The sequence below is a fragment of the Paraburkholderia sp. DD10 genome (genome assembly GCF_049177125.1).
Lineage (GTDB): Bacteria > Pseudomonadota > Gammaproteobacteria > Burkholderiales > Burkholderiaceae > Paraburkholderia > Paraburkholderia terricola.
The window spans coordinates 3550495-3575125 of the sequence record NZ_CP185393.1; the positions used below are offsets into that span (position 1 = coordinate 3550495).

The 24631-nt window shown below is 64.5% G+C and carries 21 protein-coding genes; 13 read left to right on the forward strand and 8 right to left on the reverse strand.

Annotation, left to right across the window (positions count from 1 at the left end; genetic code table 11):
* The first annotated feature begins 175 nt into the window (after nucleotides 1–175).
* Together ACOCG7_RS31455 and ACOCG7_RS31460 are read left to right on the forward strand one after the other, a co-directional pair.
* Nucleotides 176–388 carry a hypothetical protein gene (locus ACOCG7_RS31455; protein WP_006050502.1) on the forward strand — a complete coding sequence of 71 codons (213 nt, stop codon included), beginning with the start codon at nucleotides 176–178 and terminating at the stop codon, nucleotides 386–388.
* A gap of 104 nt (nucleotides 389–492) precedes the next feature.
* The gene (locus ACOCG7_RS31460; protein ID WP_073430387.1) at nucleotides 493–1521 is read left to right on the forward strand and encodes a serine/threonine protein kinase; all 1029 of its coding nucleotides are present in this window, start codon (nucleotides 493–495) and stop codon (nucleotides 1519–1521) included.
* A gap of 45 nt (nucleotides 1522–1566) precedes the next feature.
* Here ACOCG7_RS31460 and ACOCG7_RS31465 read toward each other — a convergent pair whose 3' ends face one another.
* Complete coding sequence (locus tag ACOCG7_RS31465; protein WP_073430313.1) at nucleotides 1567–3468, reverse strand: DUF3857 domain-containing transglutaminase family protein; 1902 nt, start codon at nucleotides 3466–3468, stop codon at nucleotides 1567–1569.
* Between the two features lie 328 nt (nucleotides 3469–3796).
* Between ACOCG7_RS31465 and ACOCG7_RS31470 the strand changes: the two genes are divergently transcribed.
* The 8 genes from ACOCG7_RS31470 to ACOCG7_RS31505 all read left to right on the forward strand — a co-directional run bounded on the left by ACOCG7_RS31470 (nucleotide 3797) and on the right by ACOCG7_RS31505 (nucleotide 13281).
* Nucleotides 3797–4534: a PepSY-associated TM helix domain-containing protein gene (locus ACOCG7_RS31470; RefSeq protein ID WP_083084948.1), complete on the forward strand. Its 738-nt coding sequence runs from the start codon at nucleotides 3797–3799 to the stop codon at nucleotides 4532–4534.
* Nucleotides 4535–5681: 1147 nt separating this feature from the next.
* Complete coding sequence (locus ACOCG7_RS31475) at nucleotides 5682–6188, forward strand: (2Fe-2S)-binding protein (protein ID WP_073432412.1); 507 nt, start codon at nucleotides 5682–5684, stop codon at nucleotides 6186–6188.
* A gap of 10 nt (nucleotides 6189–6198) precedes the next feature.
* The gene (locus tag ACOCG7_RS31480; protein ID WP_073432411.1) at nucleotides 6199–8583 is read left to right on the forward strand and encodes a xanthine dehydrogenase family protein molybdopterin-binding subunit; all 2385 of its coding nucleotides are present in this window, start codon (nucleotides 6199–6201) and stop codon (nucleotides 8581–8583) included.
* 21 nt (nucleotides 8584–8604) lie between these two features.
* The gene (locus ACOCG7_RS31485; protein WP_073432410.1) at nucleotides 8605–9402 is read left to right on the forward strand and encodes an FAD binding domain-containing protein; all 798 of its coding nucleotides are present in this window, start codon (nucleotides 8605–8607) and stop codon (nucleotides 9400–9402) included.
* 126 nt (nucleotides 9403–9528) lie between these two features.
* Nucleotides 9529–10416, forward strand: coding sequence for an AAA family ATPase (locus ACOCG7_RS31490; protein ID WP_073432409.1), 888 nt, complete (start codon nucleotides 9529–9531; stop codon nucleotides 10414–10416).
* A gap of 5 nt (nucleotides 10417–10421) precedes the next feature.
* Nucleotides 10422–11699 (forward strand): vWA domain-containing protein, encoded by a 1278-nt coding sequence (locus ACOCG7_RS31495; protein WP_421378689.1) that lies wholly within the window; start codon nucleotides 10422–10424, stop codon nucleotides 11697–11699.
* On the forward strand, nucleotides 11690–12286 hold the full coding sequence (locus ACOCG7_RS31500) for a CoxG family protein (RefSeq protein WP_073432407.1): 597 nt from the start codon (nucleotides 11690–11692) through the stop codon (nucleotides 12284–12286). Before ACOCG7_RS31495 ends, ACOCG7_RS31500 begins: the two co-directional genes overlap by 10 nt.
* Complete coding sequence (locus ACOCG7_RS31505; RefSeq protein ID WP_073432406.1) at nucleotides 12259–13281, forward strand: XdhC family protein; 1023 nt, start codon at nucleotides 12259–12261, stop codon at nucleotides 13279–13281. The genes ACOCG7_RS31500 and ACOCG7_RS31505 overlap by 28 nt, the downstream gene beginning before the upstream one ends.
* A 238-nt stretch (nucleotides 13282–13519) precedes the next feature.
* Here ACOCG7_RS31505 and ACOCG7_RS31510 read toward each other — a convergent pair whose 3' ends face one another.
* The 7 genes from ACOCG7_RS31510 to ACOCG7_RS31540 all read right to left on the reverse strand — a co-directional run bounded on the left by ACOCG7_RS31510 (nucleotide 13520) and on the right by ACOCG7_RS31540 (nucleotide 21333).
* On the reverse strand, nucleotides 13520–14791 hold the full coding sequence (locus ACOCG7_RS31510) for an IS256 family transposase (protein WP_412534878.1): 1272 nt from the start codon (nucleotides 14789–14791) through the stop codon (nucleotides 13520–13522).
* A 156-nt stretch (nucleotides 14792–14947) separates the two neighbouring features.
* Nucleotides 14948–16342: an amino acid permease gene (locus ACOCG7_RS31515; protein ID WP_073432405.1), complete on the reverse strand. Its 1395-nt coding sequence runs from the start codon at nucleotides 16340–16342 to the stop codon at nucleotides 14948–14950.
* A 296-nt stretch (nucleotides 16343–16638) separates the two neighbouring features.
* Nucleotides 16639–17295, reverse strand: a complete 657-nt coding sequence (gene rqpR / locus ACOCG7_RS31520) for a response regulator transcription factor RqpR (RefSeq protein WP_073432404.1) — start codon at nucleotides 17293–17295, stop codon at nucleotides 16639–16641.
* A gap of 10 nt (nucleotides 17296–17305) precedes the next feature.
* Nucleotides 17306–18175, reverse strand: coding sequence for a sensor histidine kinase (locus ACOCG7_RS31525; RefSeq protein ID WP_073432403.1), 870 nt, complete (start codon nucleotides 18173–18175; stop codon nucleotides 17306–17308).
* A gap of 431 nt (nucleotides 18176–18606) precedes the next feature.
* Nucleotides 18607–19377, reverse strand: coding sequence for a ferredoxin--NADP reductase (locus ACOCG7_RS31530; RefSeq protein ID WP_073432402.1), 771 nt, complete (start codon nucleotides 19375–19377; stop codon nucleotides 18607–18609).
* A 607-nt stretch (nucleotides 19378–19984) separates the two neighbouring features.
* Nucleotides 19985–20782 (reverse strand): endonuclease/exonuclease/phosphatase family protein, encoded by a 798-nt coding sequence (locus ACOCG7_RS31535; protein WP_083084936.1) that lies wholly within the window; start codon nucleotides 20780–20782, stop codon nucleotides 19985–19987.
* A 56-nt stretch (nucleotides 20783–20838) separates the two neighbouring features.
* Entirely contained in the window at nucleotides 20839–21333 is a 495-nt protein-coding gene (locus tag ACOCG7_RS31540) for a hypothetical protein (protein ID WP_073432400.1), read from the reverse strand.
* Nucleotides 21334–21603: 270 nt separating this feature from the next.
* Here ACOCG7_RS31540 and ACOCG7_RS31545 point away from each other — a divergent pair, with 270 nt between their 5' ends.
* The 3 genes from ACOCG7_RS31545 to ACOCG7_RS31555 all read left to right on the forward strand — a co-directional run bounded on the left by ACOCG7_RS31545 (nucleotide 21604) and on the right by ACOCG7_RS31555 (nucleotide 24487).
* Nucleotides 21604–22581, forward strand: a complete 978-nt coding sequence (locus ACOCG7_RS31545) for an AAA family ATPase (RefSeq protein WP_073432399.1) — start codon at nucleotides 21604–21606, stop codon at nucleotides 22579–22581.
* Nucleotides 22582–22880: 299 nt separating this feature from the next.
* Nucleotides 22881–23987 (forward strand): NAD(P)/FAD-dependent oxidoreductase, encoded by a 1107-nt coding sequence (locus ACOCG7_RS31550; RefSeq protein WP_073432398.1) that lies wholly within the window; start codon nucleotides 22881–22883, stop codon nucleotides 23985–23987.
* A 188-nt stretch (nucleotides 23988–24175) separates the two neighbouring features.
* Nucleotides 24176–24487, forward strand: coding sequence for a high-potential iron-sulfur protein (locus tag ACOCG7_RS31555; RefSeq protein ID WP_073432397.1), 312 nt, complete (start codon nucleotides 24176–24178; stop codon nucleotides 24485–24487).
* Nucleotides 24488–24631 lie beyond the last annotated feature (144 nt).

Sequence of the window (24631 nt, forward strand, 5' to 3'; positions counted from 1 at the left end):
TTTGTTCGCGCTATCCACGGCCCCGCAAAACGGGAACAATGATTCGAAATTCTCACGCGGTTGACGCGCAGCAGATTGGGGGCGTTCGCAACGTCATCGGCGAAGCGGCGCTTTTATCATCACCTTGACCGGCGAGGAAACCATAAAGCCGGCTATGGGAGAACGGGGAAACATCATGCAAATCGGTTCCATTGTCCGATCGGTGCATATCGCCGTGCCGCAAGGCGCGCGCGGGATCGTCATGCGCATTCTCGGCGACATGGCCATGGTGGCGTGGTATGCCGGCGAGCCCGGCGCTTCGCCGCAACTGAACACTGAACCCTTTTTCCTCGAAGACCTGATCGATACCGGCGAACTCGTGCGTCCGTCGAGCGCGCAGATGCATTGAAAGCAGTTTGCGTTCGACTTGTCTGTCAGTTGTAAGACGCGCGACGAGCGGCGTGGTGAGCCGTGACCCTCGTCTTTGACAGCGGCACGGCGCACAATGCGCCCATGAACAACGACACTCCCGATTCGCGGGACGACGCCGATAGCGCCGTCCCTTTCGCCCGGCTCAGGCCGGAAATCGTGCTCGACGCGCTCGACAGCGTGCTCGCCAGCGTCGGTGTGCGTACCGATGGCCGCATGCTCCCGCTCAACAGCTACGAGAACCGCGTCTACCAGGTCGGCGTCGAAGACGGTCCGCCCGTGGTCGCGAAGTTCTATCGGCCGGAGCGTTGGAGCGACGCCGCCATTCTCGAAGAACACGCGTTCGTCGCCGATCTCGCCGCGCGCGAAATTCCGGCGGTGCCCGCGCGTGTTTTCGAAGGCCGTACCCTGCATGATTTCGACGGTTTTCGCTTCTCGATCTTCGAGCGGCGCGGCGGCCGCGCGCCCGATCTGGACCGGCGTGACACGCTCGAATGGCTGGGGCGTTTCATCGGCCGCATTCATGCCGTTGGGCAGACGCGGAACTACATCGAGCGTCCCACGCTCGACATCCACACCTTCGGCTATGAGCCGCGCGACTTCCTGCTGTCGCAGCGCTTCGTGCCCGACGATGTGCGCACGGCATGGGAAACCGTGGTGAACCTCGCGCTCGAAGGCGTCGAGCGAGCGTTCGAGCGCGCGGGCGAGATTCGCATGATCCGCATGCACGGCGATTGCCATCCGAGCAATGTGTTGTGGACCGACGCGGGTCCGCATTTCGTCGACTTCGACGACAGCCGCATGGGTCCGGCCGTGCAGGATTTGTGGCTGCTGCTGCCGGGTGAGCGCGCCGAGGCGTCGCGTGCATTGACGGATCTGCTTGCCGGTTACGAAGACTTCTGCGATTTCGAGCCGCGCGAACTTCATCTCGTCGAAGCGTTGCGCACGCTGCGTTTGATTCACTACCAGGCGTGGCTCGCGCGTCGCTGGGACGACCCGGCGTTTCCCGCCGCGTTCCCGTGGTTCAACACGCAGCGCTATTGGGAAGAGCGCATCCTCGAACTGCGCGAGCAGCTCGGCGCGATGCAGGAAGGCCCGTTGTGGCCGGTTTGAGCGGTCGGTGTTCGCGCGCCCGCGCGGCTCAATGTGTTCAGCGCTTCAAGGCGCCTGCGATGCCACATTCGACGATTCCACCAGCGTCGACTTGACGATCACTTCGGCGCGCACGTCGCGCCCGATCGCTTCGATCGCGGGGCGCATCTGCGCGAAGTCGTCGGGCGTGCAGACGTCGCTGTCGAAATGGGTGGCGCCCTCGCGCGTCATCGTCACCGCGTTGCCGTGCGGATCGAACGTGTACTGCGACTCGAAATCGACGAAGCGGTTTCGCGTTCGCTGCGCCTCCGGCATGTCGAGCACGCGAAAATTGGCCGGCAATTCGACGCGCGCCCGTTCATGCAACACGAGGTTGTGGCAGACGAACGGCTGCGTGCGCTCGCGTTCGCCGAGCCAGTAACGCGCGTCCGCCGCGAAGCCGCCGGCGAGGCTCGTCAGCGCCGGAATGGCCGCTGCCGCGCCCGGCACCACGAGATTTTCCAGCGTGCCCTTCATCGTGATGGTCAGCGGGCCGTCGGCGACCGTGAGGTCGCTGGTGGCGAGCGTCGCGGTGCCGCGCAGATTGGCGCTGCGCAACTCGGACTGGATCGACTCCTCGCGTTGCGCGTGAGTCTGCCGGCGTAGCAGGGCGCGCGTCTGCTCAACGGAGGCGCCGGACGCTTCCAGCCGATACGTGAAGCTCGCGGAGCCATCCGGCTGGACCTTGATCGACAGGTCCGTGCTGCGCGTCACGAGCGCGGTGGCGGGTGTTCGCGCGAGCACGCCCTGGCCGACGAGCACGGTCGGCCGGTTCATATCGGACGAGGGCAGAAAGCCGAATTCCACATTCGACGCCGTGGAGTCGGCGTAGAGCTGCAAGTCCGGCAGCCATGTGATGACGTGATTGGTGACGCCATAGCCCGGCACGCTCGGCAGCGTGTAGATCGTGCCGCTGCTGATCAAGGCCGGCTCGTTACGGATGCCGACCGCGTCGAGCAGCGCGCCGTAGAGCGCTACGTGATCCTTGCAGTCGCCATAGCGGTTGACGAGGACCGCGCTCGCGCTGTGCGGCACCACGGCGCCGCGTCCGACGTTGATCGCCACGTAGCGGATACTGCGGCGCACCCAGTCGTACAGCGTCTTGGCCTTGTCGCGCGGCGTGCGGTCATGCGCGGTGAGGTTCCGCGCGAGCAGCGTGACGGCGGCGTCGCGCGCGCCCGGATCCGCGGCGGACGCCCGATAGCTTGCGGCGAACGTGGCGTAGTCGGGGAAGGTGGACACCATCAGCCGGTCGCCGTATGACACGTATGCAATCGAGCCGCGTTCGAGGCGGCTGAAATGCGCCTTGTCATAGCGGTATTCGTAGCGCGTGCGGCCCTCGCGCGTCACCGGTTCGAGCGCCGTGAAGCCGCGCGCGTCCGCATAGAGCGGCTTGTTGGCGGGCAGATCGTAGATCAGACGGAAGTTGCGCGTCGGCGCGAGTTCGGGCGCCGTGAAGTCGCTGAATTCTCCCGGCACGATCGGCTGCTTTTGCGTTTTGCGGTAGGTGAGATGCACGCGCGCGCCGGGTTCGACGGCAGGGAACACGATCACCTTTTCCTGGATGTCCTGGAACATCGGTGCGTCGAACGAGCGCGCTTCCTGCACGTCGCGGATCTGCTCGGGCTGCACGTCATGGCGTACGCCGTCCGCGGTGGTCGTGTAGGCCTCGAGGATCTGCACGTCCGCCATGTTGCGGTTGAACCAGACGTATTGCTGCGCCGCCCGCGCGACGCCTGCTTCGTTGTTGACGCGCAGCGTCATTGAATCGAGCTTCGCGTAGGAGCCGTCGGCGTTGACGGTGAAGGTCTGGGTTTCGCCTTCGTTCGTATAGGGATCGTCCAGTTTCGCCGCGCTGTTCGCGTTCGCGGCGTGGACGCCGGCAAGCCAGCCCAACGAGGCAAGACAGACGCAAGAGAAAAGACGCATGGCAGGCAGGTATCCAGAACCGCAACATTGACGGGGTCGCCCGCTAGAGTCCGTTTGCGCCGTCTGGATGTCAAGCGGATGTCGCGCGCTGCGATTGAGCAAATACCATTATCGTGTAATGATAGCGATTCTCAATTGAAAGGCATCGCCAGCGTTCGTCACATTTCTCCTCCTCTGTGACGGCCAGCCAGCCTCTCAACCGGACGGCCCGGACCGCAAGCCGGGTCGTCCGGCCCCTCCTTTCGATACCTCATTCACTGCTGCTGTGAGCGTGCGCGTTGTCGCCGCGCGCCGGCGATGATTAACCTGCTGCGCCTGGAGCCTGGATGTGAACGCGCCTGAATCGATCGACCTGAAACCTGCCGCGGGTGGCACGCAATACAGCGCTCACGCTCCAGAGCGCGGTCGTCATCTGATGGACGACGCCGAGCAGGCGGCGCGGCGCCAGCGTTCGCGGCGCGCGAATTTCATCAAGTGGCTGCGCAAGGTGCATGGCTGGGTCGGCTTGTGGGGCGCGGTGCTCGGGCTAATGTTCGGCGCGACGGGTTTCCTGTTGAATCATCGGGCCGGGCCGCTGAAGGTGTCGTCGGGTGAGCCGCAGGTCGAGGAGATGCAGATTTCCGTGCCGCAGAAGCAACTGCACTCGCCGATGGACATGGCGAAGTGGCTCAAGAGCGAACTGAAGATCGACGGCAAGCCGGGCAAGGCGAAACGCGAGCCGGCGCATCCGGTGGCCTGGGGCGATCGCAGCACGATGCAGCCGGAATTCTGGCAGGTCGGCATTTTTGGGCCGACGCAGAATGTGCAGGCTGAGTACTGGGTGGGCAATGGCTTTGTCGCGGTGAAGCGCACGCACAACTCGTTTCTTACCACGATGAATAATCTGCACCGGGGCGTGGGATTGAGCGTCGGGTGGGTGTTGTTGATCGATACGATCGCTGGCGGGATGATTCTGCTTTCGTTGACTGGTGTGTTGCTGTGGACTGAGCTGAATAAGCGTCGGTTGGTGGGGGTGGTGTTGGTGGGTGGGTCGGTTGTTGCTGCTGTGGTTTGTGGGTTGATGTAGTGGTTTTTTTGCCTGGGCGGCGGTGGTTGTGCTGTTATGGGCGTTGGCCTTTCCTTGTGTTGTTAGTGGTCTATTAGTGTTGCCCCTGTGCGGGGCGGCACCTACTTTCTTTGCCGGCCGCAAAGAAAGTAGGCAAAGAAAGCGGCTCACACCGCCAGCTTTCAAGTGGGTCTCCTGGCTTGGAGGGGGCAGTGGTGCATCTGGAATCGGTGCCCTCGCGCATTCGACGCTCGTGACACAGCAGTCATACTTCCCGCCTCGCGCTGCGCGCTCGCCGGAAGGGGCACGCGCGGAAACCGGCGGTTCATTTGTGCGTGGTGGGAGCCATCGGCTTCGCCTCGGCGATGCGCGAAACCAGACGCGCTCGTGACAAGGCAGTCATTCCTCCGGCTGCGCTTCGTCAAACCGCAGGCTGCTTCGGCGGTCAGCAGTACATCTCCACACCTTTAGTGCTGCACGCGCCAAGCGCCGCTTCACCAACCGCTGGCGACTTCCCGCGCGTCGATGCGCCGTCAGACTATTAGCGCCGCGCCGCGACCGGCGCCCCGCAACCGGCACCGAGATCGGCACTTAGGGCGTTGTATTTATGGCGTTGCCTCCAGCGCGCTGCGACCAGCGGCATCTCCAAAACAACCGCGCGATTTCAGCACCTCGCCGAGGCGAAGCCGATGGCTCCCACGTGCGCAAACGAAGCCCATGGTTTCCCTGGCAGACCCCTCCGCGACGCACGCAGTGCGGAGTGGGAGCGGATGACGGCCTGGTCACTGACGCTAGCTGCGCGAGGGATCATCCGTTTATCGCACCACTACGCCCTCCAAGCCAGCGGACCCGCTTCAGAACTGGCGGTGTGAGCCGCTTTCTTTGCCTACTTTCTTTGCGGCCGGCAAAGAAAGTAGGTGCCGCCCCGCACAGGGGCAACGCCAATAGACCACTAACACCACAAGAAAAGGCCAACAAACCAACCCCACAAACCCCACAACCCCCACCGCCGCCCAGGCGAAAAAAATTCCACCCCGCGTCCCCCCAATTTGTGCTTTACTTTTCGGCAGACTCATAAAAAACCGCAGCACCCTATCGGACCCCACGAGCAGGCAGCTGAAGGCAAGAAAAACCAAAGGTCCGGTCTCACCCATCAGGAGACAACTTCATGGCGATCAGCATCAGTCTGACGGTGAACGGCGCGCCCATCAGCGCCTCAGTCGACCCCGGCACCCTACTTGTCCAGTTCCTTCGCGATCAACTTCGCTTAACCGGTACGCACGTCGGCTGCGATACCGCGCAGTGCGGCGCCTGCACCGTCCATCTGAACGGGCGCGCGGTCAAGGCCTGCAACATTCTCGCGGTGCAAGCCGAAGGCGCCAACGTCACGACCATCGAAGGGCTCGCGAAAGACGGCGCACTCCATCCGATGCAGGCGGCGTTCAAACACTGCCACGGCTTGCAATGCGGCTTCTGCACGCCCGGCATGGTGATGAGCGCGGTCTCGCTCGTCGAGCGTCGACCCAATCTCACCGGCGACGACGTGCGCGCCGAGCTCGACGGCAATCTGTGCCGCTGCACGGGCTACCACAACATCGTCAAAGCCGTGCTCGAAGGCGCCGAAGGGATGAAGACATCCAGCGCCGCCCCGGCCGCCGCGCCGGCCACCGCCTGAGGAGCAGACGATGAACGCACCCGACTCCCATCGCCTCGTCGGCGCATCCGTCGAACGAAAGGAAGACTATCGCTTCCTCACCGGCAACGGCCAGTACACCGACGACATCGTCCTACCCCAGCAAACCTACGCAGTGTTCCTGCGCTCGCCATACGCGCATGCGCGGATCAAGCGCATCGACACCGCCGCGGCGAAGCAGTCGCCCGGCGTGGTGGCGATCTTCACCGGCGCCGACATGGCCGCGGACAACGTCGGCGGGCTGCCGTGCGGCTGGCTGATTCACAGCACCGACGGCAAGCCGATGAACGAGCCGCCCCATCCGATCATCGCGCACACGAAAGTGCGGCACGTCGGCGATCAGGTCGCGCTCGTGATCGCCGATTCGATCAATGCCGCGAAAGACGCCGCCGAACTGATCGACGTCGACTACGACGTGTTGCCGGCCGTGGTCGACACCGCGCACGCGGCCGATCCGGGCCAGCCCGCGGTTCACGACGAAGTGCTGGACAACGTCTGCTACAACTGGGGCCACGGCGACAAGGCCGCGACCGACGCCGCGTTCGCCAGGGCCGCGCACGTCACCACGCTCGACATCGTCAACAACCGGCTGATTCCGAACGCAATCGAACCGCGCGCGGTCAACGCGAGCTATTCGGCGCAGGACGACGGCTACACGCTCTACGTCGCGAATCAGAACCCGCACGTCGAGCGCCTGCTGATGGCCGCGTTCGTGCTGTCGTTGCCGGAATCGAAGCTGCGCGTGATCGCGCCGGACGTAGGCGGCGGCTTCGGCTCGAAGATTTTCCTGTACGCCGAGGACGTCGCGCTGACGTGGGCGTCGAAGAAGATTCGCCGTCCGGTGAAATGGACCGCCGAGCGCTCGGAAGCTTTCGTCTCGGACGCGCATGGCCGCGATCACGTCACGAGGGCCGAACTGGCGCTCGACGCCGACGGCAAGTTCCTCGCCATGCGCATCCACACGATCGCGAACATGGGCGCGTATCTGTCCACCTTCGCCTCGAGCGTGCCGACCATTTTGTACGCGACGCTGCTCGCGGGACAGTACGCCACGCCCGCGATCTACGCCGAGGTGAAAGCGGTTTTCACCAACACCGTTCCCGTCGACGCTTATCGCGGCGCGGGCCGCCCCGAAGCGACATTCGTGGTCGAACGCCTGGTCGAAACGGCGGCGCGCGAGATGAAGCTCGATCCAGCGGAAATTCGCCGCCGCAATTTCATTCGCGAGTTTCCGTATGCGACGCCGGTCGGCCTCACCTACGACACCGGCGACTACGAAACCATTCTGGCCCGCTCGCTCGAACTCGCCGACGTGAAAGGCTTCGAGGCGCGCCGCCAGGAATCGGAGAGGAACGGCAAGCGGCGTGGCCTCGGCTACTCGTGCTACATCGAAGCCTGCGGCCTCGCGCCGTCGAACATCGCGGGCGCGTTGGGCGCGCGCGCGGGCCTGTTCGAGGTCGGGCAGATTCGCGTGCATCCGACCGGCTCGGTGACCGTGTTCACCGGTTCGCATAGTCACGGCCAGGGACACGAGACCACCTTCGCCCAAGTGGTCGCGGACCGGCTCGGCATTGCATTGGAAAGCGTCGAGATCGTCCACGGCGATACCGGGCGAATTCCGTTCGGCATGGGCACCTACGGCTCGCGCTCGATCGCGGTGGGCGGCTCGGCGATCATGAAGGCGCTCGACAAGATCGAAACCAAGGCGAAGAAAATCGCCGCCCATCTGCTCGAAGCGGCGGCGGAAGACATCGAGTTCAAGGACGGCGTGTTCCGCGTCGCGGGCACCGATCGCACCAAGGCGTTCGCGGAAATCTCGCTCGCCGCCTACGTGCCGCACAACTATCCGCTGGACGTGCTCGAACCGGGCCTCGAGGAAAGCGCGTTCTACGATCCGAGCAACTTCACGTATCCGTCGGGCGCGTATATCTGCGAGGTCGAGGTCGATCCGGAGACGGGTGTGTGCAACATCCAGCAGTTCACCGCGGTCGACGATTTCGGCAACGTGATCAATCCGATGATCGTCGAAGGCCAGGTGCATGGCGGGCTCGCGCAGGGCATCGGCCAGGCGATGCTGGAGCGCTGCGTGTACGACGACGAAAGCGGCCAACTGCTCTCCGGTTCGTACATGGATTACGCGATGCCGCGCGCGTCCGATCTGCCGAACTTCACCGTCGAAACCTCCAAGGGCACGCCGTGCACGCACAACCCGCTCGGCGTGAAAGGCTGCGGCGAAGCGGGCGCGATCGGCTCGCCGCCGGCGGTGATCAACGCGATCATCGACGCGCTCGCGCCGCTCGGCGTGACCGACCTGCAAATGCCGGCGACGCCGCATCGCGTGTGGTCCGCGATTCACGCCGCGAAGCAACCCCATTGAGATCCTAGCGGAGCATTCGACATGTATTCATTCGAGTATCAACGCGCGACGGATCCCAAAGCGGCCGCCGCAGCCATCGCCGCCGACAGCGACGCCAAGTTCATCGCGGGCGGCCAAAGCCTGCTGCCCACCATGCGGCTGCGCCTCGCGCAACCGTCGCAACTGATCGACGTGACGCGCATTCCGGCGCTCAAGACGATCGCCGTCGACGCCACAACGGTGACGATCGGCGCCGCCGTCTGTCATGCCGACGTAGCGGAGCACGCGGAAATCCAGCGCGTGTTGCCGGCGCTCGCGGAGCTTGCCGAGCACATCGGCGACCGCCAGGTGCGCGCGCTCGGCACGATCGGGGGCTCGCTCGCCAACAACGATCCCGCCGCCTGTTATCCGGCTGCGGCGATGGGCTTGGACGCAACCATCGTCACCGACCGGCGGCGCATTTCGTCGAGCGATTTCTTCGTCGGCATGTACGAGACCGCGCTGGCGCCCGACGAGCTGATCGTCGCGGTGGAGTTCCCGGTGCCCGAGCGCGCGGCCTACGAGAAATTCCGCAATCCGGCTTCGCACTTTGCGCTCGTCGGCGTGTTCGTCGCGAAGTTCGCCGGCGGCGTGCGCGTCGCGGTGACGGGCGCGGCGGCTTCGGTGTTTCGTGTGCCGGAACTGGAAAGCGCGCTCACGGCGAATTTTACGCCCGACGCGGCACGCGCGGTCAGCGTGCCCGCCGACGATCTGAACACCGACATGCATGCCAGCGCCGAATATCGCGCGCATCTGATTCCGGTGCTGGCCGCGCGAGCGGTGGTGAAGGCGAACGCCTAGCGGATTCCCGCCGTTTGCGGTCGAAGTGGCATTCGCGAGCAGCGGAACGCCACTTCCGCCGCGTTCGCTCACGCACGCGCGACGGCCACGCCGGCTCGCGTTTCACCGTGCAGATTCAGGATCATCATGCAGCCTGCTTCCATCGACGACACCCTCGCGCAACTCGCCGCGCAAAGCTACTTCGCCAGCCGCGAACTCGCGACCGCGTTGTATCTCGCGCTGCGCATGGAGCGGCCGTTGTTCGTCGAAGGCGAGCCGGGCGTCGGCAAAACGGAACTCGCCAAGGCCGCGGCGGGGATGCTCGGCACCGCGATGCTGCGGCTGCAATGCTACGAAGGCCTCGACACCGCCAGCGCGCTCTACGAATGGGACTATCCGCGCCAGATCATGGCGCTGCGTCTCGCCGAGGCCGCCGGCGAGCGCCCCGACAACGACACTTTGTACCGCGGCGAATTCCTGCTGAAGCGTCCGCTGCTGCAGGCGCTGATGCCGGACGAAAACCATCCGGGCGCGCGGCGCGTGTTGCTGATCGACGAAATCGACCGCGCCGACGAGCCGTTCGAAGCGTTTCTGCTGGAACTGCTGTCAGACTTCCAGGTATCGATTCCCGAATACGGCACCGTCCGCGCGGAGCAGAAACCGCTCGTCGTGATGACTTCGAACCGCACGCGCGAAGTGCACGACGCGCTCAAGCGCCGCTGTCTGTATCAATGGATCGGCTATCCCGAGCGCGATCGCGAACTGGAAATCGTCGCCGCGCGGGCGCCGCAAACCTCGGCGCAATTGCAGCGGCGCGCGGTCGATTTCGTGCATCGGCTGCGCGGCATGGATCTGTTCAAGGCGCCCGGCATCGCGGAAACGATCGACTGGTGCCGCGCGCTTGAAGCGCTGTCGGTGACGGAGCTCGATCCGCAATCGGTGCAGAACACGCTGGGCGTCCTGCTCAAGTATCAGGACGATCTGGCGCGCGTCGACGCCGCGCAAATCGCGCAGTGTCTTTCCGAGCCGGGATAGCGGGCATGAGCAAGCGATCGGATGCGAGCGGCGGTGATTCGGCTGGCTTTGGCGAGAAGGCCGGAGCGTCCCCCACGCTCGCCCGCAACGTCGTGCATTTCGTGCGCGTGCTGCGCGGCGCGGGTTTGCCGATGTCGCCCGCGCAAGCCGTCGATGCGATCGCCGCGTTGCACTGGATCGACCTCGGCCGCCGCGACGACGTGCGCGCGGCCCTCGCCGCCTTGCTGGTATCGGCGCCCGACGAGCGCGAACTGTTCAACGCCGCGTTCGACCTGTTCTGGCGCGATCCCGATTGGGAAGGCAAGCTGCGCGCGCTGCTGCTGCCGAAGGTCCGCGACGGGCTGCCGCCGCCCAAACGCAACAACCGTCTCGCGGACGCGCTTGCCGTGCGCGCGCCGCCGTCGCCGCATGCCAGCGCGCAGCAGGAAACCGAGCAGCACGAATTGCACGCGCACATCAGCTTCAGCGCGGAAGAGCGCCTGCGTCACCGCGATTTCGACTCGCTGTCCCCTGACGAATGGCGCAGCTTGCGTCATCTGATCCGCGGCCAGCGCCTGCCGCTCGCCACCGAGCCGACGCGTCGCCTGAAGGCCGCCTCGCACGGCACGCACGCGGACTTGCGCGCGAGCGCCCGGCACGCGGTGCGCGCGGGCGGCGACTGGACCGTGTGGAAGTATCGCGCGGTGGTCGAACGCAAACCGCCGCTGGTGTTGCTGCTCGACATATCCGGCTCGATGAGCAGCTATTCGCGCGCGGTGCTGTATTTCTGCCACGCGCTGTTGCAGTCGCGCGAACGCTTGCAGGTGTTTCTGTTCGGCACGCGTCTCACCAACGCGACGCGCGCGCTGCGCGAGCGCGATCCCGACGTGGCGATCGCCGCGCTCGCCGATCAGGTGGTCGACTGGTCGGGCGGCACGCGGATCGGCGCCGCGCTCGCCGAGTTCAACCGACGCTGGGCCCGGCGCGTGCTCAGCGGCCGGGCCACGGTGCTGCTCGTGACCGACGGCCTCGATCACGAAGCGATCGACGTGCTCGGCGCCGAAATGGCCCGCCTGCGCCGCTTCGCGCACCGTATCGTGTGGCTCAATCCGCTGCTGCGTTTCAGCGGTTTTTCACCGAAGGCGCGCGGCATACAGGCGATCCTGCCGTATGTCGACGCGCATCGTCCGGTTCATAATCTAGACAGTCTGGCCGCGTTCGGCCGCGACCTCGCGCAACTCACGCGCGCGCCGCGTTCGGGCGCATCCGCCACGACATCCGCGGGAGCAATGCCATGGAACTGAGCGAAACTCATACGCTGCCCGTTTCGCAGCAACGCGCGTGGGAAGCGCTGAACGACACCGACATCCTGCACGCGTGCATTCCCGGCTGCGAGACCATCGAAGCGGACGGCGAGCACGCGTACAACGTGGTGCTGAGCGCGTCGGTGGGTCCGGTGAAGGCGCGCTTCAAGGGGCGCATGCAACTGACCGATATCGAGGCGCCGAACACGTACACCATCGTGTTCGAAGGTCAGGGCGGCGCGGCGGGCTTCGGCAAGGGCACCACGCGCGTCACGCTCGCGCCCGAGGGCGACGAGGCGACCCGGCTCGAATACACGGCGAGCGCGCAGGTCGGCGGCAAGCTCGCGCAGATCGGCTCGCGTCTGGTCGACGGCGCGGCGCGCAAGCTCGCCGGCGAGTTCTTCAAGCGTCTCGGCGTTCAGCTGGGCGGCGACGCGGGCGCCACGGCGGCCCCCGCTGTCAGCGAGCCTGCAGCCAATGAAACGATGCCGCAAAATAGCGAATCGCATGAGGCCGCGGACGGCGAGTCCGGCGGCGATGCACCGAAAAGGAAGAAATCATGGACAGCGTGGATCTCGAAGTCCTGAAGTCCAGCGCACGATGGCTGGAAGAGGGACATCGCGCGCTACTGGTGACGGTGGTGAAGACGTGGGGCTCGTCGCCGCGTCCCGAGGGCGCGATGCTCGCGGTGCGCGACGATGGACTCGTGGTGGGGTCGGTATCGGGCGGTTGCATCGAAGACGATCTGATCGACCGCGTGCGGCAAAGGGGCATCGAACAGACGCGCCCCGAGGCGGTGAAGTACGGCATCACGGCGGAAGAGGCGCATCGCTTCGGCCTGCCTTGCGGCGGCACGATCCAACTGGTGCTCGAACCGCTGACGCCGCACAGCGGCATTGCCGAACTGTGCCGCGCGGTGGAAGACGGACGCCTCGTGGCGCGTGAAGTGGATATGACGACGGGCGCCGTGCGGCTCGATCACGCGCAGGCGACGGACGGCGTGCATTTCGACGGCGAGCGTCTGCTGACGATTCACGGCCCGCGTTACCGGATGCTCGTGATCGGCGCGGGGCAGTTGTCGCGCTATCTGTGCCACATCGCGGTGGGGCTCGACTATCAGGTGACGGTCTGCGATCCGCGCGAGGAGTACACCGAGGAGTGGAACATTCCGGGCACGAAGATCGTTCGCACGATGCCGGACGATACGGTGACAGAGATGAAGCTCGATGAGCGTTGCGCGGTGATCGCGCTGACGCATGATCCGAAGCTCGACGATCTTGCGTTGATGGAGGCGTTGAAGACGCCGGCTTTTTATGTCGGCGCCTTGGGTTCCAGACGGAACAATCAGGCGCGGCGCGAGCGGTTGAAGGAGTTCGACCTGAACGACACTGAACTCGCGCGCTTGCATGGGCCGGTCGGGATTTATATCGGCAGTCGGACGCCGCCTGAGATCGCCGTGTCGATTCTTGCCGAGGTGACGGCGGCCAAGAACGGGGTTTCCTTGCCTACCTTGCTGCAGGTTGAAGGCGCCAAGGCAGCGCGGGAGATTGCGGCTTCGGGTGGGGCGGCTTGTAGCGTTTGATTTTTTTGCTCCCGCAGTGTTGTTGGTGGTGTTTCCGGTTCTTCTTTCACATGCCCCGGTTTGCCGCTGCGTCACGCTGGTCCGAGCCGGCAGAGGTCTTGGATCATCGCTCGGGTCGGCCGTCGAACTGCGCGGTTCACGGTCCTGCCGCTCCAGCGCTTTCATACGTCGAAGAAAGTAGGTGCTGCCCCGCACAGGGAACCTGTCCGCATTTTTGTGTGCGAGGCGATGGGCGGAGTTACCCGCGTGCGTTGGTGAATCGCTCACCAAACAGGATAGCAAACTGGTTCATGGCGGATGACCAGTCGAATGCCGCCCGTACTGATTTTGCCAGCACGTTGCGCAGCGCCAGCCAGAGCAGCTTGATGGCGGCCTCGTCGTTGGGGAAGTGGCCGCGGGTCTTGATGATCTTGCGCAGCTGCATGTTCAGACTCTCAATGGCGTTTGTGGTGTACACGACCCGGCGTATCTCGGGGGGAAACACGAAGAACGGCGTGACGTTCTCCCACGCTCGTCGCCACGACTGCACGATCGTCGGGTACTTCGCTCCCCATGGGCCTTCGGCGAAGGCCTCCAGGGCCTGCAGGGCGGCCGGTTCGCTCGCGGCTGCATAGATCGGACGCAGCGCCGCGGCGACGCTCTTGCGGTCCTTGTAGCTCGCGTACTCCAGACTGTTGCGGATCAGGTGCACGATGCAGGTCTGCACGGTCGTGCGCGGGTACGCCGTGCCGATCGCCCCGGCCAGGCCCTTCAGGCCGTCGACCACCGCGATCAGGATGTCCTGGCAGCCGCGCGTCTTCAGTTCATTGAACACCTTGAGCCAGAACTTCGCGCCCTCGGTCTGTTCGATCCACAGGCCGAGCACGTCGCGCTGGCCATCGGCCTGGATGCCCAGCGCCAGATAGACGGCCTTGTTGCTCACCACGCCGTCGTCGCGGATCTTCACGCGCAGCGCGTCGAAGAACACCACCGGATACATCGCCTCGAGCGGGCGGCTCTGCCAGGCGAGCGTCTCGGCCATCACCTCGTCAGTGACCGAACTGATGAAGTCGGGGGAGACCCCGGTGCCATAGCTCTCGGCCAGGAACGCCTGGATTTCGCGCACGCTCATGCCCCGCGCGTACATCGCGATGATGCGTTCGTCGAAGCCCGTGAAACGGCGCTCGTGTTTGGGAATCAGCAGCGGCTCGAAACTCCCCTCGCGATCGCGCGGCAGATCGACCCTGAGCGGGCCGCGCTCGGTGATCACCGTCTTGCCGCTGGCGCCATTGCGTTCGTTGGTCTGCTCGGAGGGTTTGGGCTGACCGGGCCGGTAGCCCAGATGCATGTTCATCTCGGCGCCCATCGCGCGCTCGATGAGCGCCTTGTTGAACGCGAGCATCAGGTCCTGGACCTCGGCGGGCGTCATCGGCCCCTTGACCAGTTCATCGAGCAGCGCTTCAGGCAGGGCAGGCAGCGGCCCTCGGGCCGCTGCCTGCGAAGCGACGGTGCGTTTCTTCTTCATCGGCATATCCATGACTTTGATCCTTCATGATATGCCTCGCCCACGAAATTACGGATAGGTCCCGCACAGGGGCAACGCCAATAGACCACTAACAAATCAAGGAAAGGCCAACCCACCAAGGCAACGAACCCAAACCGCCGAGCAGGCAAAAAACCAAAACCCCTACTTAACCGCCAACTTCGACCGCCGCCGCGAATACCCAAAATAAATAACCATCCCAACGAGCAACCAGACCACAAACGCCACCCAGGTGACAGCCTGAAGATTGGCCATTAAAAACAGACAGGAGGCAACAGCCAACACCGGCACAACCGGCACACCAGGGCAGCGAAACGCCCGAGGCAACTCAGGATGCGTCTTACGCAAAACGAGCACCGCAATCGACACCATCGAAAACGCGGCCAGGGTTCCGATGTTGATCAGCTCGGCCAGCACCTTCAACGGCACCAGCGCACCAATCAAACCGAAGAAAATCCCCACCAGCCACGTAGTAAAAAACGGCGTGGCAAACCTCGGATGCACCCGCGACAGTCTCGCGGGCAACAAGCCATCACGCGACATCGCGAAGATCACCCGCGTCTGCCCATAAGCCATCACCAGAATCACCGTCAGCATGCCCAGCACGGCGCCCAGGTCGATAAAGCCGGCCACCCACGTTTGACCGGCCACCTGCAACGCGTACGACACCGGATTCGGAATATCCGCGAACTGCGCCGACGGCACGATGCCCGTGACAACCGCCGCCACCGCCACGTACAACACCGCGCACACGCCCAGCGATGCAATGATCCCGATCGGCAGATCGCGCTTCGGGTTCTTCACTTCCTCGGCCGCGGACGACACCGAATCGAAACCGATGAACGCGAAGAACATCACCGCCGCCGCGCCGAATACGCCGCTCCAGCCATTCGGCATGAACGGATGCCAGTTGGCCGGCGTCACGTGAAAGACGCCCACGCCGATCACCAGCAGCACCACGGTCACCTTGATCGCCACCATCACGTTGTTGATTCGCGTGGATTCGCGCACGCCGACGGACAGCAACGCCGTAATCGCCATCATCACGAGGAACGCGGGCAGATTGAAGAACGTGTCCTGGCCCGGCAATGCGCCCGGCGCCGCCGTCAACGCAACGGGCAACGAAACGCCGAAGCCCGACAGCAGCGATTGCAGATAGCCCGACCAGCCCACCGATACCGCCGACGTGGCCAGCCCATACTCCAGCATCAAGTCCCAGCCGATGATCCACGCGGCCAGTTCGCCGAGCGTCGCGTACGAGTACGTGTAGATGGAACCCGCCACCGGAATCGTCGACGCGAACTCGGCGTAGGCCAGTGCGGCGAAACCGCACGCGATCGCCGCGACCAGGAAGGAGACCATCAGCGCCGGCCCGGCCTGGACGGCGCCCGTGCCGGTCAGCACGAAAATGCCTGTGCCGATGATGGCGCCGACACCGAGGAAAGTCAGATCGAGCGCGCCGAGCGCTTTCTTCAGGCCGGCGTTTTGAGCGCTCGCCGCGATCATGTGCTCGACGCTCTTCTTGCGAAACAGGGACATTGGCGGGGTCTCCAGTAGTGCACGCATCTTGCGCGCCGAATGTCGGAAAACCCACGATTTTAGCGGATGCGCGCCGCCGCACCATTTTGGGATCAGCTTTTTACGGGCGATGGTGAAGGGCGGAAAATCCCTCCCAGCGGGATGCCGATGGCACATTCCCGCGCCAGACAATGGCCATCGGCAAAGCCTTCGCACGATGCGCGGCCGGGCCGCTCAGAATCGCTCTCGCGCACGCTCGCTCGTCGGGGCGCGCGCCATTCAGCGACGCAGCGGCGTCGCGTTGCCGGAAGCAGATGTCAGCCCGCCATCGCCGGATTCAGATCGACCAGGCGGTTGCTCATCACATAGAAGGTCAGTTCGGCGTTGTTGCGCAGCTTCATCTTCTCGAGTAGCCGTGTGCGATACACGCTAACCGTCTTCACCGACAGCGACAGCGCCGCGGCGATGTCCGTCAGCCGTTTGCCCGATGCGAGCATGCACAGCGTCTGATATTCGCGATCGGAGAGCTTCTCGTGCGGCAATTGTTCGCCGTCGAAGGAGACGTAGTCGGCCAGCGCTTCGGCCATCGCCGGGCTCACATATTTGCGGCCTGCGGCGACCTGCTGGATCGCGCCGATCATCTGCGCGGCATCGACCGTTTTGGACAGGTAGCCGGCGGCCCCGGCCTTCAACGCGCGCACCGCGTACTGGTCCTCGCGATACATCGAGAACATCAGCACGGCCACGCGCGGCGCCTTGCGCTTCAGACGCTTGAGCACTTCCACGCCGTTCATGTCGGGCAGCGAAATGTCGAGCAGCACCACGTCGTAGCCATGCAGGGTGACGGCGTCGAGCGCTTCGGCGCCGCTTTGCGCCTCGGTGACTTCGCGGGCGACGCCGCGGTCGAGCAGCAATTGACGGACACCCTGGCGAACCACCGCGTGGTCGTCGGCGATCAGGATACGCAGACTCATGACGGCGTGCTCACGATTGCAGCGCGCGGCGTTCGACGTGAGGCGCGTTCGCCAGCATCGCGTCCCACGCAAAACGCGCATGCACGAGCGTGCCGCGCGATTCCCTGGCGCCGTCGCCGCGGCGCTGGCCAACGCGCCGGGCGCCCACGCGCAGCGTGCCGTCGAAGGCCGCGCAGCGCGCCTGCATGCCGCTCAGGCCGAAATGGCCGCGACGGCTGCGCGCGTTGCGCGTGACGCCGATGCCGTCGTCGCTGACGATCAGCGTGAGATGACGGCGGCTGGTTTCGATCCGCACGTCGGCGGATTCGGCGCGCGCGTGCTTGGCAATGTTGTTGAGCGCTTCCTGCGCGACACGGAACACGGCCAGCGCCGCTTCGGCGGGCAGGCGCGTGAGACGCACGTCGGCCGCGCAGACAAAGCTCGTGCGCAACTGCGTGCGCGTGGCGAAGTCGCCGGTCCATTGCGCCAGCGCCCCGACGATGCCGGCCTCGAGCGACGGCGCATGCAGTTCCGCGACGGCCTGGCGGCTGGCGGCGCACACGGCGTCGAGCGAACGGTTGGCGACGGCGAGCGCGGCGGCGCACTGGGACGGCGCGTCGGCGGGCAGCCAGGTTTCGACGCCAGCCAGCGCGAAGCGCGTCGCGGTCAACTCGGCGCCCACGCCGTCGTGCAGTTCGCGCGCCACATGGCGGCAGGCGGCTTCCTGTGCCTGCACGAGTTCGGCCGACAGTTCGCGCACCCGGGCGCGCAGCCGTGCCAGTTCACGTTCAACCGACGGCGACGCCACGACGGCACTGGCCGCGACGGACGCGTCGCATCCGTCACGCGGCGGTGACGACGGCAGAGGCGAGGCGAACGGGACGACAGTCGACGTATCCATGACTTTCCCTCTCAGGAAGCGGGGCGGACGACGAAGCGCGTGCGCGTCGGCGGCGCGAAGACGAAAGAACGCATGCGAGTCTCAAGCCTCCAGGTGCGGCCGGAACGCGTACGGTTCGACGGCCGGATTACTACGGTCGAGCGTAACGAAATTTACATTCAGTAACATGTAGCGCGGACTCTGGCAGGCATGCCGGAGCGGCGGTCGTGTGCCGCGATAATATCTCAAAAAAAGAAATAATGTAGGCGCACCAAGGCTTAGCGCCGATATTTCGCGCGACGGTTGACGTTCCGCAACACCGGCTCTGTCAGAAGAACACTGACGCGAAATGTCAGGCCGAGCGCGTCAACTTGTAACCGCCAAACAAAAAAGGAGCCCGGAGGCTCCTTTTGCCGAGTCCGCGGCGTGAGCCGCGAATTCGAATGTACGTCTTAACCGACGAACGCCTTTTCGACCACGTAGTGGCCCGGCGCGTTGTTGCTGCCTTCCTGGAAGCCCAGGTCGTCGAGCAGCTTGCGCGTGTCGCGCAGCATGTGCGGACTGCCGCACAGCATCACGCGGTCGTCTTCGAGCGAGAAGCCCGGCACGCCGAGGTCGGCGAACAGTTTTTCCGTTTCGATCAGTTCGGTGATGCGGCCGCGGTTCTGGAATGCCTCGCGCGTGACCGTGGGGTAGTACAGCAGCTTTTCCTGCACCAGTTCGCCCAGGTGCTCGTGCGCCGGCAGGTGCTCCGTGATGTATTCCTTGTACGCCAGCTCGTCGACGAAACGGCACGTATGCGTGAGCACCACGCGCTCGTAGCGGTCGTAAATGTCCGGATCTTTGATGATCGACATGAACGGCGCGAGGCCCGTGCCGGTGGAGAGCAGCCACAGCGTCTTGCCCGGCAGCAAGTTGTCGGCCATCAGCGTGCCGACCGGCTTCTTGCCGATCAGAACTTCGTCACCGACTTTCAGATGCTGCAGACGCGACGTGAGCGGGCCGTCCTGCACCTTGATGCTCAAGAATTCGAGGTGCTCTTCGTAATTCGCACTCGCGAGACTGTAGGCGCGGATCAGCGGCTTGCCCTCGACTTCGAGGCCCACCATCGTGAACTGGCCGTTTTCGAAACGGAACGACGGATCGCGCGTGCAGGTGAAGCTGAAAAGCGTATCGGTCCAGTGATGGACGCTCAGAACGGTTTGTGAATTGAGGTTGCTCATGGCTTCTTGGATAGTGCGAAAACAAAGGCGGCCAGTCGTTTTAGCCGGCCGGCACGGCAAGGGCGATGCTGCGCTGACCCGAGGTCGGAAAGCACGCGCAATCCGCTATTTTACCGCGCCGGCTGCCCGAAGGCGGCGGTGCGGCGGTTGAGCGTGGTCAAGCGGATGACTGAAGCCGGCCGCGTCGGCGCTGGAATGTCGTGCATACCGGCACCGCGAAGAACCTGGCGTGGATGCGGCCGCGCTTCGGCAAAAAGTCCGGCGAGGGACGAACGCCGCACGGGGCGGCAGCCATCGGCTGTCCGGCATGCGCCGGATAGGCGCGCCACACGGGCAACATTTTCGAGATCATACCGAAACCCGCCGTGCGCTGCAGCATTGACCCTGCTGATAAAACTGGCAAACGCCGAGCAAGTCGGCATGAAACGCGAGGAAATTGCGGCTTGCGAAAATGGCTCGCGCGAGTGGGGCGGCTTACTTTTCCCCGAGCCGACTGGTCCCTGCCGTATTGGTACACAGCGGCGCGCACGAGACCCGGTGAATCGCTGCAATGCCTTCAGGAAAAAGGCTTTTGGCGTTTTATATTTTGGTTACTTCGGGCGAGCGCTCATTCAACCCGCAACCGCGCCATATACGGCAAGTGATCCGAAAGCCACGCGGTTTCCTGGGTAGGCGGAATCCATTCGATCGGCTTCATGCCGCGCACGAACATCTTGTCGAGCGCGAGCGCCGGTGAAAAGGCGGGGAAGGTGCGGCCCGATTCGCCGAGCAGCGTCGCCACCTCATGCAAGCCGTGCTCGCCGAAGAGCGGCACCGAATCATTGCGCCAGTCGTTGAAGTCGCCCGCCAGGACCAGCGGACCCTCCGGCGCTTCCTTCGCGATCCAGTGCGCGATCCAGTTCATCTGACGCAAACGCGCCGAGCGCGTGAGCGCAAGGTGCGCGCACAGCAGCGTGACCGAATGACCGCCGAAGGTCGCGCGCGCCACCAACAAACCGCGTTTCTCGAAGCGATGCGCGGAGATGTCCCAGCGTCCGCCGAGATCGAGCGGATGCGGCGACAGGATCGCATTGCCATGCCGCCACGACGGCTTGAATACGTTCGGCCCGAGCGCGATCTCGAGTTCCAGCGCGCGCGCGATCTCGGTGGCCTGGCAGTGCCAGATGTCGCTCAACGGATCGGCGACCGGCGCGCCGAAACTGCTCGCCAATACCGGCGACGGCATGCGCCGCGCCATGGCTTCCTGCAAAAAATAAGCGTCGGCGTGAGTCGACTGAACCCAGCGCTGCATCGCCTGCCACGCTTGAAAGCCAAGCGGCGTGCGGCCTTTGTGCAGGTTCCAGCTCACCGCAACGAAATCCTTGGGCGCAATGCCCTCGCGGATCAATTCTTCTGGGTTTCGCATGCCGCGTTGTCCACGTGTTCTGTTTGGGCTTCGGTTGTTCGGTTCGGTTGTTCGCTTCAGTTCACGCTGCTCTCGACTCCCGCGCGCACGCGGTAGACCAGGTTCGGGTCCTTGTCGACGATCGTCCAGCTCGCCCATTGGCCGGTCGGCACCTTCAGGCCCGGATGGGTGGCGCTCACCTGGCGCGGTTGCGGCGGCAGCTTGCAGCCGGTGTCGGTTTGGCGCGCGGCGTTTTCCTCGAAGGTTTCCTGCGCTTCGATCGACATGGTGACCTCGTTGGTATCCGCCTGCAGCGGCGACACCGTCAGCGTGCGCGCCAGATCGATGCTGCCGGCAGGCTGGTCTTTACATCCGACGTTATGCTGCACCATCTTGTGATGCGTATCCGTGCGCGCCTGGCCGACCGTGGTGGTGCCCTCGAAGGCGTCGATCTGCTGGCCGTCGCGCATCACCTGCAATTGCCATTGCACGACCTGCTGGGCCGGCCGTTGCTGCGCGCTCGCAAGCAGCGAGGTGCCGAGCAGCACGGCCACGAGACTGGTTTTCCACATAAAGAAAATCTCCGGTTACTGCGTCCGGCAGTGTAGTCAGAGAGGGCCATCTTACCCCCGATGGACGCAACACTTTTGTGACCTATGCATGAGGGCCGGGTTCAGCAATGGTGCATTTCAGATGGGGCGGTGAGGCCGCTAAAACAACCCGTCGTTAGCAGCAGAGCCGCATGACTGCTGGCTTGCACGCGATTCTGGCGTCATTACACTGGACTTGAAACGGCGCCCGCGAGGCGCCGCCGCAGCAAGACCAGCCAGACGGGGTGAGCGATGACAACAGCAATGGTCAAACAGGAAATCGCCGTGGCGTCCTTCAGCCGGGTATACGACCTCGATCAGGTCGAGACCGCGTTGAATGATCTCGGCGAAGGTGCGAACGAGGCGCTGCGCGCCACGTACGAAAAGATGCTGAAAACCGGCAATTTGCGCTTTTGCGTGAAGCCGAACCGGATGCCGTCGATCGACGATCTGATCGACGCGCTGCCCAACTTTTCCGCGCCTCTCGACGATATCCGCAAGCAGGTCGCGCTGTGTCTTGAAACCGACGACCGGCTCGAACTGATGCCGATCCTGCTGCTCGGCGACCCCGGTATCGGCAAGACGCATTTTGCCAAGCAGTTGGCGCGCCTGCTCGGCACCGCCTATCAATACGTGGCGATGAGTTCGTTGACGGCCGGCTGGATTCTCTCGGGCGCTTCCTCGCAATGGAAAAACGCGAAGCCGGGCAAGGTGTTCGATGCGCTCGTGAACGGCAGCTATGCAAACCCGGTGATCACCGTCGATGAAATCGACAAGGCCTCCGGCGACTCGCAATACGACCCGCTCGGCGCACTGTACGCGCTGCTCGAACACGACACCGCGCAGACTTTCATCGACGAGTTCGCCGAGATTCCGATCAATGCCGGCCACGTGATCTGGATCGCGACGGCCAACGACGAGCGCTCGATCCCCGAGCCGATCCTCAACCGGATGAACGTGTACGAGATTCCGTCGCCGGATCATGACGGCGCGCGCCGCATCGCGCAGTCGATCTACGACGAGATCCGCTCGGCGCACAACTGGGGCCTGCGCTTTCCCGAGACGCTCGGCGACGCCGCGCTCGAGGCGCTCAAGCAGGCATCGCCGCGAGCGATGCGTCGCGCGATATTGAATGGATTCGGCGCGGCGCGCATCGACGGACGCGACAGCATCGAAGCTGGCGATATCCGCCTCGACTACGGAAATCGCCGAAAACCGATCGGTTTTTGAGCGGTTTTTGCACAAAAGCCGCCTGCGGGCGGCTTTTTCACGGCGGCAAACCGGGCCTTCTCCATACGATTGTGTTTGCCCCGTCCGGGACTTTGAAACTGCTCAACGGCCGAGCGCCCGCAACCGTTCACGACGACGGCCATTGCTGTCTGTGCGGCGTCGTACAATTTGCATAGCGGTTGCGATAGGGCAGATGCGTTCGACAGCGAGCGGTGTGCGGCACTCGATAGCCGCATCCTGTCCTCATGTGTATCGGGTGAACGAGGCAGCGCGCGGCGAAATCGGCCGCGTCAAGGGACATGGACCAAATCGAATGTGTAGTGATCGGCGCCGGCGTGATCGGCCTGGCGGTGGCGCGCGCACTGGCGGCGCGCGGACATGAGGTGATCGTGCTGGAGGCGGCCGAGGCGATCGGCGTGGGCACCAGCTCGCGCAACAGCGAGGTGATTCACGCGGGCATCTACTATCCGCGCGGTTCGCTCAAGGCCACGCTTTGCGTGCGCGGCCGCGAGTTGCTTTACGACTACTGCGCCGCGCGCAACGTCCCGTATTCGCGTTGCGGCAAACTGCTGGTCGCCACCTCGCGCAATCAGATCCCGCAACTCGAAAGCATCATGGCGAAGGGGCGCGACAACGGCGTACTCGACCTGATGCGGATCAGCGGCGACCAGGCGCAGGCGCTCGAACCGGCGCTCGAATGTGTCGAGGCGGTGTTCTCGCCGCAGACGGGCATCGTCGACAGTCACCAGTTGATGCTGGCGCTTCAGGGCGATGCGGAGCGCGACGGCGCGGTGTTCGCGTTTCATGCGCCGGTCGAAGCGATCGAGGCGAGCAACGGCCGCTTCATCATCAAGGTGGGCGGCAATGCGCCGACCACGATCAGCGCCGCATGCGTGATCAACAGCGCCGGTCTGCACGCGAATGCGCTGGCCCGCAAGATTCGCGGACTCGACGCGCGCCACGTGCCCCCGCTCTATCTCGCGCGCGGCAACTACTTCAGCATTTCGGGGCGCGCGCCGTTCAGCCGCCTCATCTATCCGATGCCGAACGAGGCCGGTCTCGGCGTGCATCTGACGATCGATCTCGGCGGCCAGGCGCGTTTCGGTCCCGACGTCGAATGGGTCGACACGATCAACTACGACGTCGATCCGCATCGAGCGGAATCGTTCTATGCGGCGATTCGCACGTACTGGCCCGCGCTTCCCGACGGTGCGTTGCAGCCCGCTTATGCGGGGATTCGTCCGAAGCTTTCGGGCCCCGGCGAGCCCGCCGCCGACTTCGTGATTCAAGGTCCGGCCGCGCATGGCGTGCGCGGGCTCGTCAATCTGTTCGGGATCGAATCGCCGGGCTTGACGGCGTCGCTCGCGATTGCGCGGCGCGTCTGCGAACTGAGCGGGCGGGAGTGACCGGCATTCACCTGGCGGCCCGCCTTGCGCGGATCGAACCGCATCGCACGCGTGACGTCCGAGCCTGGCGTCGTACCGATTCGCTTATCTCTATCATTTGAGTCGTCACGCGCGGCGGCTTCGTTGCTATGCTTGGGGACCGCTGTCATCAGAACGGCGATCAGTTCATATAAACGGAGTGAGTCCCCATGAAACCTTCCCGTCGTACGTTTTTGATCACGAGCATCGGTGTGGCGTCCAGCTTCGCGCTGTCGCGCCAGGCTTTCGCGGATACACCCAAGGTCGCCGAAAGCGACCCGACCGCGCAGGCGCTCGGCTATAAGGAGGATGCGAGCAAGGTCGACAAGGCCAAGTTCGCCAAATATGCGCCGGGCCAGGACTGCGGCAACTGCAGTTTTTATCAAGGCAAACCCACCGACGCCTACGCCGGCTGCCCGATGTTCGCGGGCAAGCAGGTCGCGGCCAAGGGGTGGTGCAGCGCATATAACAAGAAGGTCTGATGCCGCTCTTGCCGCGTGTGTATTCGATATCGCGGCAGATGCGCTGCAACATGCCCGCGCGAGATTCAGCGCGGATGATCGAGGCGTCTGCCGCTCAGTGCGGCAGACGCCTTTTTGCTGCTTGAAAACAGCTTGCGCCCTCTT